The organism is Pedobacter sp. SYP-B3415 (assembly GCF_004138205.1).
Classification (GTDB): domain Bacteria; phylum Bacteroidota; class Bacteroidia; order Sphingobacteriales; family Sphingobacteriaceae; genus Pedobacter.
In genome coordinates, this window is sequence record NZ_RXNQ01000036.1 from 110,191 (window position 1) to 121,997 (window position 11,807).

Sequence of the window (11,807 nt, forward strand, 5' to 3'; positions counted from 1 at the left end):
ACTGTAGCGAAACCTTACCGGTGCACAGTCTGTTTAGCTGACTGATCTTCGCGATCAGCACTTTTCTCGGGATTGTAATGAAGCCCCGGCGATAACCAGTATAGTAAAATCACCCTTGAATACCTGAAATTAAACGGCGACAATAACAATACGCCGGTAAGAATAATGCCGATGAAGTACCAGAGGTTTTCATATTCGAGGCGCAGCCCGAGCACATAAGATGCAACAGACAGGGTAATGATCTCGGCTACGCTCATGGCATAACTGACGAACATGGAAACATAAAAATAACCCGGCTCACGTTCGAATTTAAGGCCGCAGTGCGGGCAGAACTCATTCATTTTTTGTGCCTTGAAGCTATAGGCAGCGCCTTCAAATATATTTCCACGCCTGCATCGCGGACACTTTGCGTTCCGGAAGCCGTACCATTGCGATATATGAAGTTGAGGTTTTGCTGTTTGCTTATCCATGGGTTTGTTGTTGTAAGTGTTTTCTGAATTTTTCTGGCGAAACGCCTTCATGTCTTTTGAAGAAACGGCCAAAGTAAGACTGATCTGCGAAGTGTAATTCGGCAGCTATGCCTGCTATACTTAAGTCGGCATTAACGAGCATACGTTTTGCTTCGAGCAGACAACGCTCGCGGATCAACGTACCCGCAGATTTTCCGGTCAGCTCATTACAAAGTGCATTGAGATGATTTGGCGTAATATAAAGTTGCGCCGCATACTGATGCGGAAATTTCTGCTCACGGAAATGTGCATCAATTAACTGACGAAAGTTTTTCAATAACCGCTGTCCGTAAGACGGGTTGTTCTCTACCGCAGCACCCGCCGCGCGCGATACCCAGATACAGATCTCAAGAAGCAGGAGACGAACAAGATCAGCATGAAAAACCTGCGTATCTTTTGACTCGTCCAACATCTGTTCGAACAGTACTGTCAGTTTATTGCGTAACGCCTCGTCGGTTTCGACAACTTGTTTACCCGAACCGGGATCGAAGATCCCGAAGTTTTCGAGATACGCCGGATTCTGCAAAAAACGACTGTAATAATCTGAGGCAAAATTAACAATAAACCCTTCGGGTTCACCGTCAAATGACCAGCTATGCACCTGTCCGGGGGCCATAAAATAGACAACACCATCGCTAAGTGGATAGTTTACAAAATCTATCGTATGGCTTCCGGATGCCCTGGTAAAAAAAACAAGATGATAAAACGAATGCCGGTGCGCCTGATGCAGATGCTGATGCCGGCGTGCATAACTCCCAAACCTGCTTACCAGCAGGCCATCCTGCCGGTACTCATCGAAATGACTGATGTCATAGTTTGGAATCTGCACTTTCATTGTACAAAGTTACTGATTAAACCCACGCAATTCTGGTGTTTTACGCGCCAAATTTGGCACTTTTTACTGATCATTCACATTATGCTTCATTTTTAGCGGGAAGGCCCGGCGCTTCGTCACGCAAGAGCTTTTTGGCTGATGTCGTTTTTATACTATATTTTGCTCTTACACCCTGGTAGGTTTGTGGTGCATACTACCTGATGCCAGATTATATGGAATTCAGCTTTATTGAACCTTCACTACCGCTTAAATCTTATGTAAAGCATTATTTCTTATTCAGATCGATCGCAGGAACAGCCTTCAATGACGTGGTATTTCCGAGTGGAGAAATGGAGGTGATCTTCAATCTTGGTTCCGGCACCTGGGAAAGGATGGTGAACGGGCAATACGAAAAAACACCGGCGATAGAATTATGGGGTCAGATTACCGCGCCGCTTGCCATTCGGTCTGCGGGCTGCCAAGTCATGCTTGGCATTCGTTTTTTGACGCATTCGGCTTCCTATTTCTTCCGGGATCAGATTGCAGCTTTTAACAATGTGGTGACTGATTTGACAGACGTGCTTGGCCACTCGGCACAATCGCTGCACCAAAGGCTTCTTGACACGCCAGAAACCACCCGACGCATTTTTCTGATCGAAGCATTTCTCCTGCAGCGTTTACGGCAGCAGCAGAATTTCTCAAGTAATATTGATAAGGTTGCAGATATTCTGAATAGTCTAATGGGCGATCTGAATACGGGTAGGATCAGCCAGATCGCCAGCCGTCACGGAATCACAATGAGGTACCTGCAACGGCTGCTTCATCAGCATACCGGGCTGTCGCCAAAAGTTTTAGATAAGATCAACCGTTTTCAGCAGAGTCTTAAGATGCTGAACAATCCTTCACATTCGTTAACGGCGATTGCCTACAGTTGTGGTTATTTTGACCAGTCGCATTTTATCCGCGATTTCAAGGGGTTTACCGGCCTTACACCCACGGCATATTTGCAGAATCAAACGCCGATCAACCAACTATTAAAATGATAACTTTATTTCGTTTTAATTTATTTTTTAACTTAAAGTTGGTAACTTTGCAAAAGGTTACCAACTTTGCAGGAGTCGCAGTGTGTCTGGGTAAGATCAAAAGTTGTAAATATATCTGATCAGGGGCTGTAACACCTCTCAAAGAATATCGCTCACTTCTATCTTTGTAACCGGCCGCGATCCTATTTTCACAATTTTCATCCCGGAATTTTGAATTGAAGAATCTTTTAGTAGTTTTGCCACCCTGAAAGGATCTTCCTTTCGGTGACCAGAAAAGGGGGATTAGCTCAGCTGGTAGAGCGCTTGCATGGCATGCAAGAGGCCATCGGTTCGAATCCGTTATCCTCCACACAAAAAAAGCCACTTACAAAATTATGTGAGTGGCTTTTTTACGCATACAGCTTTTCTAAGCCTGGTCCAGCAAACCTCTGTTGCGAGTTTCACCCTTTGTCGTTTAATCGTGATGAAGCAGTACGATTTCCTTGGCTTTACACCTGAACAGCAGCAAGCATCTCACAAAACTTCTTCATGGCGCGTTTTTCATAGGCATGTTTCAGGGAGATGATGACGATAGTCCGTCTCATGTTATCCCCTTCTATCGGGATAGCCACAACCTCGGGGTCATTCACACTTGTATCGCTTAATATGGTATGCCAATGCCTGCTCCTGACCATTTCGAATAATGTCGAAATATCATTTATTTCCATGCAAATGTTGGGCGAGAGCTTTCTCTGACTAAACGATTCCTCAAAAAACTGTACACTGTTTTGGCCGCTAAAAGGCAGGGCCAGCGGCAAACCAGCCACCTCATCGAGCGAAATATGCTTGCGGCTTGCCAGCTCCGAATCTCTTGCCGTAACAAGGACCATGTTTGACTGCAGTAATGTCTGATATTTAGATGCAGGTCTTCTGTCGCTCCCAGGAAAGTCAGAATAAAATCAAACTGATGCGACTGGAGTTTCTCCAGCAGATCTTTCGTGGTACCAAAAACGACCCGGATCTTAATTTTAGGAAAGCGTGCAGCAAATTCTATAAGCGTTTTCGCGAACAAAATACGCATTGAGTAAATCACACCGATTGTAAGATTCCATGTATTTAGGTTCTTAAGATCCTTTAATACCAGGTACCCCTCGTTAGCCCGGCTTATACTTTGTAACGCATAATCACTAAACAGATGCCCCGCCTCGGTCAATGTTATTCTTTTTCCAACCCGGTTAAATAAGGGAACATCAAGCTCTGCTTCCAGTTGCCCGATTTGCTGCGAAAGCGTGCGCTGGCTAATGTTCAGGCTTTTTGCAGCCTCAGTGAAATTTAATAATTCCTTCGCTCTAAGAAAGTATTTCAGCTGCCTCAGCTCCATGCTTATTAATCGGTTTTTTCGATGGATATCATCGAAAAATAGCGTTTTGCTTTCCCTCATGATATGCCAATATTTGAGTAAGTCTTACTTAAATTAATCATTTCATTATTTAAACCACCCAGATATGAAACAAAAATTCATTTTATCAGCCCTGTTCTTAACGCTTTCGTTCGCGGCATTCAGTCAAAAGAATCCCACCGGTAGGACGGCTGAAAAAGGTTTGATCAAAATCACTGTCCTGTATCCCTATGCTGAGGGAAAAACCTTCAACATAAATTATTATCAAAGCAAACATATGCCTATGGTAGCCGGGTATCTGGGAAACAATCTTGTCAGATATACTATCGAAAAGGGCATCGCAAGCGGCATTCCGAATCAGCCGCTACCGTTTACTGCCATCGGAACGTTTTATGTGAAAAATTTAGGCGATTACCAGGCTGCCATAGCCCCGCATAGAGATGCTATACGGGCAGACTTCGCGAATTACACAAATATCGCCCCGGTAATTTTGGTAAGTGAGGTTATTAAGTAACTACTATCCTCTTCACGCTTAATGAAAAAGATAGCGGCTGATATAAGATATCCATAAGTCCAGTGCACGTTAAAGGAACAGAATACATAAAGGTCAGTCGATCGATGAAGCTTCACGTAGGCGAAGTCTCTCTTTCATAGAATAGACTTTATCTCTTATAGACATATTACCATTGAATCTTTAGGCGGTCAATTATGTCCAATTTGTTTCAGCATATGGTCGGGACTTCTGTTTTTTGTAGACCGACGACATCTAAATAAGCGATGTACGCAAATAATATCTTAGGTATCTATCTTAATAAATATCGATTTGATCCCCTCTGATATCAATCTTTTATTTTGTACGCGGATTGCCAAAACTACTGAACCCGGATAGGTTGCATCCCATCGTCTAACCGGACCAGGATAACCAACATCAAACAGAAAGGAAAATTCAATTTCCGCGTACAAGATATTTACAGGGGTTTTATAAGCTACAATTTCTTCCATATCCAGCCGTACACCTTTTACGATTCCAGACAGATGATGTAAATTAAGTTTATTATGCCAAAACTCTTCATTTTCATTGAGCGCTTCTAACACCTGTTTTTCTAGCAGCGGAGAGTTTACGTTTTCTGCGATCCAGTCTTCGTTTAAGTAGTGTGCCTCGAGTTGGAATTTCAGACTTACCTGCGATCTGCTGCCTTGTTCGATTTTGAGTAAAATTTCGTTCATAATTTTAAATAAAAAGCCCCTGAATATCAAATCTCAGGGGCTTCTGTCTATGTGAATAGGTGGGGTTATTTACCGTCAGACATCGAATAAGGGAAGTCTGCTTTTGTTGTTCCGCGCTGTTTGTTCGGCGCCGATTTCATGTCAAAATCGAGTGTAGCACCCTTCATCAGTGATGAGTGGCTCAGCCAGTTTTTCGTATGCGGTTTTGCATTGTATTTTAATGCATTCACATACCTGTTTGCGTCGCTGTTTGATGGTGCATTGATCACGACTTTCTTGCCGTTTTCAAGCGTAAGCGTCACCTTCTTAAATAGTGGGGCGCCAATTACGTACTGGTCGGTTGCCGGAGTTACCGGGTAAAAGCCCATTGCCGAGAACACATACCATGCAGAGGTCTGACCATTGTCTTCGTCGCCACAATAACCGTCAGGTGTTGCTTTGTACATCCGATCCATCGTTTCACGCACCCAGTACTGGGCTTTCCACGGCGCACCGCCATAGTTGTACAGGTAGATCATATGCTGGATCGGCTGATTACCGTGCGCATATTGTCCCATGTTAGCAATCTGCATTTCACGAATCTCATGAATCACACCGCCATAAGCGCTCTCATCAAACACTGGCGGCATAGTAAATACAGAGTCAAGCTTCTGAACGAATTTTTCGTTTCCACCCATCAGCTTTGCCAGTCCTGCAACATCCTGAAATACCGACCAGGTGTAGTGCCAGCTATTGCCTTCTGTAAAAGCTCCGCCCCACTTAAACGGACTAAATGGCGTTTGCCATGAGCCGTCTTTGTTTTTTGCGCGCATCAGGCCGCTTGACGGATCAAACAGGTTTTTGTAGTTCATAGCACGTTTCGCGTAGATGCCGATCTCACTTTCCGGTTTACCCAGGGCTTTTCCAAGCTGGTAAATCGTAAAATCGTCATAAGCATACTCGAGTGTTTTTGCAGCGTTTTCGTTCACCCTTACATCAAAAGGAACATAACCGAGTTCGTTGTAATATTTTACACCGTTACGGCCGACCGCAGCAATAGGACCTTCGTTGTTTGCTCCGTTTTTCAGGGCTTTCCAAAGGGTCTCGATATCATAACCACGCAGACCTTTGATGTAGGCATCTGCTACTACCGATGCAGAGTTGTTTCCGATCATAATGTTCGCATAACCAGGGCTGCTCCACTCGGGCAGCCAGCCACCCTCTTTGTAGTCATTGATCAGGCCTTCCTGCATCTCCTTGTTAATCGACGGATAAACCAGGTTCAGGAACGGATATAACGCACGGAAAGTATCCCAGAAACCGGTACCGGCGAACATATAGCCCGGTAGTATTTCTCCATTGTACGGGCTCCAGTGCATAATTTTGTTGTTAGCATCGATCTCGTACAGTTTGTTCGGGAAAAACAGGGTGCGGTACAGACATGAATAGAAAGTCCGCATCTGATCAATCGTTCCGCCTTCAACAGAGATCCGGCTAAGGGTTTTATTCCAGGTAGCCTTCGCTTTCGCTTTTGTAGCTTCAAAGCTGTCATTGCCTACTTCACGCTTCAGGTTCAGTTCGGCCTGCTCAAAGCTGATGAAAGATGATGCTACTTTCATGTTCACTTTCTCTCCGTTAGCTGTTTTGAAACCCACTACAGCGCCTGAATGGTCGCTTTCAAGTTCAAGTCCGTCTTTCAGCTTATTTTTTTCCCAGGTCTTGCCCAGTACGAACGGCTTGTCGAAATAAATAACAAAGTAGTTCTTAAAGTTTTTTGGCAGCGGCCCGCGCGCATACTTTTTGGTATAGCCGATGATCTTCTTCTGTTCCGGGAAAATCTTTACGTAAGATCCTCTGTCTAACGCATCGATTACCACATAAGAACTATCGCTTTTTGGGAAGGTAAACCTGAACTGAGCGGCGCGCTCTGTCGGTACCAGCTCGGTAGTTACATTGTGGTCGGCAAGATAAACACTGTAGTAATATGGCTTTGAAACTTCAGCCTTGTGCGAAAACCAGCTTGCACGCTCGTCCTGTTCAAAACGAAGTTTTCCTGTGACAGGCATAATTGCAAACTGTCCGTAATCATTCATCCACGGCGAAGGCTGGTGCGTTTGCTTGAAACCGCGAATCTTATCAGCATCGTAGCGGTATGCCCATCCGTCGCCCATTTTACCGGTTTGCGGGGTCCAGAAGTTCATTCCCCATGGCACGGCTACCGCCGGATAGGTATTTCCGTTCGAGAGATCCGGTTTGGACATCGTTCCCATTAGGGGATTGATCCACTCGACCGGGTCGCTCACTTTCGTAACCATCTGCGCTGCGAGCAGCTGCGCACAGGCCAGGCCGAAAGCCGTTAGTAAACTTTTCTTAATCATATTTGTGGTGTTAGTGTGTTTTATTGGTTCGTTTGCGCTTTTCAACAGCCCCTAAATTTGCGGATTTTTTACATAATTTGTCCAAAGTTCATCAAGATGTGAACCGGTTTGCTCTTTCCAGAGTGCAGCTGTATAGGAATGATCGCGTAAGGCTGCATCAAGGCGCTGAACAGTACCCTTCTTTACCTTACTTTCAATCCATGCAAGAAAACGCGCTGTAATGCGATAGCTGTTTTTATATGAATGTTCAGGCTTTAGTTCAGGCAGTTTCCAATTTGCTGCAGCATTGTCCACGCCAAATTTCCAGCGTACATAATCGGCGATACCTTCTGTGAGCCAACCCGGTCCTACACTACGGCCGTAATCCTGCACAATGTGCATCACCTCATGCGTAACAACATCGATATCTCCTGGGTGCTGTTTAAGCCACACCGGGCTGTAAACGACCTTGCCGTTATGCGTGGCGGCAACGCCCTTATAAGCAGTGTCAACAATGAACTCTACTTTCCTGAGTGTTTTTGGGTTATATTCTTTTGCAAGCTTCGGATAGACTTTAAAGAATGTTGAGATTAATTTCTCCTTGGTCTCAGGCGAAAATGCAGCATCGTTGCTGCTGTAGGTTAAGGTATAACCTTTTTTGCTGATCACTTCCTGCCCATGTGCGGTCAGGGAAAGTCCAGCTAGTGCAATGCATGCACCGGCAATTAATTTATTCATTTTGTCTGGTTATTTGAAAAAGGCTTGTAATTTATTGCTGCCCGGGGCAGGTCTTTTGTGCCCCATGCAGTGTTAGGCAGCGGTCCCATAACAAGTTCCAGCTGCCCGCCGTTAAGCAGTTCATCGTGGGTAAACCACGAGCGGTCTAACGGCTTTCCGTTTAGTCTGGCCTGTTGAATATATACGTTCAGTTTACTGTTATTTTCGGCTGTTACCCGGAATGTCCTACCATTATCCAGTTTGATGCTGATGTCTGAGAATGTGGGACTGCCGATGCTGTACACCGGAATACCGGGTGTGACAGGGAAAAATCCGGCCATCGAAAATACAACAAAAGCTGTCATTCCGCCCCCGTCTTCGTCGCCGGGAATACCAAACAGGTTATCTGTATACCAGGTGTCAAGCAGCATTCTGATCCGCTTCTGTGTTTTCCACGGACTGCCAAGGTGGTTGTACAGATAGGGAATGTGAAAGCTTGGTTCGTTGCCCATTACAAATTGGCCAACCAGGCCGGTGGCATCGGGAAAGGTATACCAAAGCTGGTATTTGCTCCGGCCCAGGCTTTCCCTGAACAGGTTGTCAAGCTTGTCCTCAGCATGTTTCTGCCCGCCCATCAACTCAAACAAGCCGGTAAAGTCATGTTTTACATCCCAGTTATAGGTATAGGCATTGTTCTCGGTAAAGTACTCACGACCACCCTGTCCGCCAGAAAACTTCGGATCAAAAGGTTCAATCCAGTTCCCGTTTTTATCCTTTGGCCAGACAAATCCCTTGTCTTTCCTGAAAACATTTCTATAGTTCCCGGCGCGCTGCATGAAAAGTTTGTAATCAGCGCCGTTTTTGCGCAGGTCAGCAAGCTGTGCAATACACCAGTCGTCATAACTGTTTTCCAGAGTGACCGATACAGACTGCCGCTTTTCAAAACCATGCACCTCCTTTACGGTTTCTTTTTCGCCCGGGGCAAGGGCCGGCATGTAACCTTTTCTGGTATAAAAAGAATCCAGTGATGTTGCCGCACCGTTTCTCCAGGGCAGCAAAGTTCCCTCCAGCGAATTCTTACGTATTCCTTCATAGGCTTTGTCCATATCAAAGTTTGTAACGCCCTTTATACGGGCATCCAGAATCCAGCTTGCAGCATGATTTCCGGTCATACAGGGGTTGTCTCCGAAAACCAGTGCAAATGATGGCATCCAGCCTCCCTGTTTGTACATTTCAACATAAGAATCTATTTTCTGCCCCTGCATTTTAGGGTTGAGAATAGTCTGAAGCGGCTCGAGCGCTATATACGTATCCCAAAGCCAGTTATCTACAAAAAACGGTTTGTCTGAAACATGAACCTGATGATCGTACGCACTATAATACCGACCATATTCATTGATATCGACCATGCGCTCATAACTGCGGTACAAAGATGTATAGAAGACACGCTTCTGCGCATCTGTACCACCCTGAACCTGCATCTGCCCGAGTTTTTTGTTCCACACGTCTGTTGCCTGTTTCCTTAATCCGTCGAAATCCCAGGCAGGGATTTCACGTTTCAGGTTAGCTTTGGCCTGCTCTACGCTGATAAAAGATATGCCATATTTCCATAAAATCGTTTTAGCGTTATTCGTAACCTTGAAATAGCTGGATTTATCGCCCTCGGGGGATTGATGCCGCGTAAGTTCTGTGTTCGCCTCGGCGTAAAAATAGGCCTTCATTCCGTTGAACTCCTCGATGCCTGAAAGCGCATTTTTACCTTCTGCACCTATGGATCCTCTCGTCTCATTCCCGAGCCTAAGGAAGTTTTCGGTCCCGGTGAACTCAATTTTAAAGATTCCACTGCGTTGCCCCGGACTAAACGCAAGCCTGATTCCCGTTTCGATAAGATTTACCTGGTAGTACGATGGACTGATTGTTTCGTTCGCACTGGTAAATTTTCCGGCGGAGGCCGCATTCAGCTTTCCGGAAACGGGCATAAATCTGAACAGCCAGGGCTGTCTGTGCGATGAAATGCTAAGCGGAAAGTAAGCAATCTGGTCATCCAGCTGATCCTTTCTTGCAGGAAACACCCTTACCATGCTGTTCGGCTGATGCACGGCTGGTCTTGTCGGTTCCAGGATCAGGCCAACACCACCAATGGTGGGATCGACGTAATTGATCGGTGATACCTGCTGAGCATTCAGCGGATCGGAAAAAAGGGCGACCAGCATAGCCAGTACGCCCAGTTTTTTCAGCTTGGTTGGTTTAAACATCTCAAGTTGGTTAGACCAGCAAGTTCGGATTTTGCTGATAAGTTTTCCATAACAACTCGCCGAAAAGTGTATTCGACCATGCAAACCAGGAACGGGTGAATTTCTTCGGGTTGTCTTTGTGGAAAGATTCATGCATAAAACCGGTGTCGCCATGCGTTTTCTGTAAAGTCTGGATGCATTTTTTGATTTCCTCCGGATCGTTTGAGGTAAGCGCACGCATGGTGATACTCATTGGCCAGATCATATCCAGGCCAATGTGCGGACCACCGATACCCTCGCCTGCCGACCCTTTAAAAAAGAATGGATTGTCTTCTGACAAAACGTATTTGCGGGTGTTCAGATATACGGGATCATTTGCCGGCACCCCGCCAAGGTAAGGCAAAGACAACAGGCTCGGTACATTGGCATCATCCATCAGGTTGAAACTGCCAAATCCATTTACCTCAAAGGCATAAATCTTACCGTATTTAGGATGCGTTGTAGTAGCATGTTCTTTCAGCGCATTTTCAACCTCGGTAGCAAGAGCCTGTAGTCTCGAAGCGAGATCCTGATCTTTCGAAATTGCTGTAACCATTTCGGTTGCCTGCTTAAGACTGGTTACCGCAAAGAAATTTGACGGAATAAGATACGGGTAGATGGTGGCATCGTCGCTTGGACGGAACATGGAGCAGATCAGGCCCACCGGTTTAACCGGATACCCGTAACCATTCATCGGAATTCCATCAGTTGCCCAGGATGTGTTCCGCTGGAATTTGTACGGACCAAGGCTCGTTTTGCGCTGCTGTTCAATGAACGTTTTCAGCGTGGCTTCGATACCTTTTTTCCAGGTGGCATCGAAAGGTGTTGTATCGCCGGTTTCTTTCCAGTAGTGGTAGGCCAGACGGATCGGGTAACAAAGTGAATCAATCTCCCATTTGCGCTCATGGATGCCGGGCTTCATATCTGTAATATCGGTTTTCCACTCACCTTGTTTGTTCGGATCGCCATAAAACGCGTTCGCATACGGATCTTTCAGAACACATTTGGTCTGGTGTATAATCACACCTGCAATTAATGCCTTAAGCTCCTTGTCCTTATTTACAAACTGAAGGTAGGGCCATACCTGCGCCGAACTGTCGCGTAGCCACATCGCATCGATATCGCCGGTAATTACGTAGGTATCAGGCCGGCCGTCAACCTGCTTATGATAAACGGTTGTATCGAGCGTGTTTGGAAAACAGTTTTCAAACAGCCACGCCAATTCCGGATTTTTCACTTTAGACTGAAACGTTTTGATGGCCGCGTCTACAGACTTGCTTCTGAAATGGCGCTTGGCAGGGCTGACCCTGACAACCGGGAACTGCGGAGCCGCTGCGAAAGACAGCTTACTGGCCATCAGGCCGGCACCCAATACACCAGTGTGTTTTATAAAGGTTCTTCGTATCATACGTTAAAAATAGAAAAAGTGCTGTATATAAAAACGATTTATCCCCGTTTTTTTACAGGAATTTCCGTCTTCCAACTAGTTGGTCACTTCTTTTCTGCAACA

The 11,807-nt window shown here is 45.6% G+C and carries 9 protein-coding genes, 1 tRNA gene and 1 pseudogene; 3 read left to right on the forward strand and 8 right to left on the reverse strand.

Going from position 1 to position 11,807, the window contains the following annotated elements; translation table 11 throughout:
• Positions 1 to 14: 14 nt before the first annotated feature.
• On the reverse strand, positions 15 to 470 hold the full coding sequence (locus tag EJV45_RS17835) for a DUF983 domain-containing protein (protein ID WP_205942422.1): 456 nt from the start codon (positions 468 to 470) through the stop codon (positions 15 to 17).
• Complete coding sequence (locus tag EJV45_RS17840; protein WP_129717909.1) at positions 463 to 1,344, reverse strand: AraC family transcriptional regulator; 882 nt, start codon at positions 1,342 to 1,344, stop codon at positions 463 to 465. Before EJV45_RS17840 ends, EJV45_RS17835 begins: the two co-directional genes overlap by 8 nt.
• A 212-nt stretch (positions 1,345 to 1,556) precedes the next feature.
• On the opposite strand from EJV45_RS17840, the gene EJV45_RS17845 reads away from it, so the two are divergent.
• On the forward strand, positions 1,557 to 2,366 hold the full coding sequence (locus tag EJV45_RS17845) for a helix-turn-helix domain-containing protein (RefSeq protein WP_165305099.1): 810 nt from the start codon (positions 1,557 to 1,559) through the stop codon (positions 2,364 to 2,366).
• 276 nt (positions 2,367 to 2,642) lie between these two features.
• A tRNA-Ala gene (locus EJV45_RS17850) sits at positions 2,643 to 2,715 on the forward strand.
• A 139-nt stretch (positions 2,716 to 2,854) separates the two neighbouring features.
• Here EJV45_RS17850 and EJV45_RS19785 read toward each other — a convergent pair.
• Positions 2,855 to 3,786: pseudogene (locus EJV45_RS19785) on the reverse strand (LysR family transcriptional regulator).
• 64 nt (positions 3,787 to 3,850) lie between these two features.
• Here EJV45_RS19785 and EJV45_RS17860 point away from each other — a divergent pair.
• Positions 3,851 to 4,258, forward strand: a complete 408-nt coding sequence (locus tag EJV45_RS17860; RefSeq protein ID WP_129717913.1) for an EthD family reductase — start codon at positions 3,851 to 3,853, stop codon at positions 4,256 to 4,258.
• Between the two features lie 281 nt (positions 4,259 to 4,539).
• On the opposite strand, the gene EJV45_RS17865 is transcribed toward EJV45_RS17860, so the two are convergent.
• From EJV45_RS17865 to EJV45_RS17885, 5 genes are all read right to left on the reverse strand, one after another.
• Positions 4,540 to 4,971, reverse strand: coding sequence for a hypothetical protein (locus EJV45_RS17865; RefSeq protein WP_129717915.1), 432 nt, complete (start codon positions 4,969 to 4,971; stop codon positions 4,540 to 4,542).
• A 65-nt stretch (positions 4,972 to 5,036) separates the two neighbouring features.
• Positions 5,037 to 7,328 (reverse strand): GH92 family glycosyl hydrolase, encoded by a 2,292-nt coding sequence (locus tag EJV45_RS17870; protein WP_129717917.1) that lies wholly within the window; start codon positions 7,326 to 7,328, stop codon positions 5,037 to 5,039.
• A gap of 51 nt (positions 7,329 to 7,379) precedes the next feature.
• Positions 7,380 to 8,045: a basic secretory protein-like protein gene (locus tag EJV45_RS17875; protein ID WP_129717920.1), complete on the reverse strand. Its 666-nt coding sequence runs from the start codon at positions 8,043 to 8,045 to the stop codon at positions 7,380 to 7,382.
• The gene (locus tag EJV45_RS17880) at positions 8,042 to 10,279 is read right to left on the reverse strand and encodes a GH92 family glycosyl hydrolase (protein ID WP_240755336.1); all 2,238 of its coding nucleotides are present in this window, start codon (positions 10,277 to 10,279) and stop codon (positions 8,042 to 8,044) included. Before EJV45_RS17880 ends, EJV45_RS17875 begins: the two co-directional genes overlap by 4 nt.
• A gap of 10 nt (positions 10,280 to 10,289) precedes the next feature.
• The gene (locus EJV45_RS17885; RefSeq protein ID WP_129717922.1) at positions 10,290 to 11,705 is read right to left on the reverse strand and encodes a glycoside hydrolase family 125 protein; all 1,416 of its coding nucleotides are present in this window, start codon (positions 11,703 to 11,705) and stop codon (positions 10,290 to 10,292) included.
• Between the last annotated feature and the right edge of the window lie 102 nt (positions 11,706 to 11,807).

What these genes read in the sequence shown, in the direction of transcription:
- EJV45_RS17860 (WP_129717913.1), top strand. Translation starts at nt 3,851, where the DNA reads ATGAAACAAAAATTCATTTTATCAGCCCTGTTCTTAACGCTTTCGTTC.
- EJV45_RS17845 (WP_165305099.1), top strand. Translation starts at nt 1,557, where the DNA reads ATGGAATTCAGCTTTATTGAACCTTCACTACCGCTTAAATCTTATGTA.
- EJV45_RS17870 (WP_129717917.1), bottom strand. Translation starts at nt 7,328, where the DNA reads ATGATTAAGAAAAGTTTACTAACGGCTTTCGGCCTGGCCTGTGCGCAG.
- EJV45_RS17880 (WP_240755336.1), bottom strand. Translation starts at nt 10,279, where the DNA reads ATGTTTAAACCAACCAAGCTGAAAAAACTGGGCGTACTGGCTATGCTG.
- EJV45_RS17835 (WP_205942422.1), bottom strand. Translation starts at nt 470, where the DNA reads ATGGATAAGCAAACAGCAAAACCTCAACTTCATATATCGCAATGGTAC.
- EJV45_RS17840 (WP_129717909.1), bottom strand. Translation starts at nt 1,344, where the DNA reads ATGAAAGTGCAGATTCCAAACTATGACATCAGTCATTTCGATGAGTAC.
- EJV45_RS17875 (WP_129717920.1), bottom strand. Translation starts at nt 8,045, where the DNA reads ATGAATAAATTAATTGCCGGTGCATGCATTGCACTAGCTGGACTTTCC.
- EJV45_RS17865 (WP_129717915.1), bottom strand. Translation starts at nt 4,971, where the DNA reads ATGAACGAAATTTTACTCAAAATCGAACAAGGCAGCAGATCGCAGGTA.
- EJV45_RS17885 (WP_129717922.1), bottom strand. Translation starts at nt 11,705, where the DNA reads ATGATACGAAGAACCTTTATAAAACACACTGGTGTATTGGGTGCCGGC.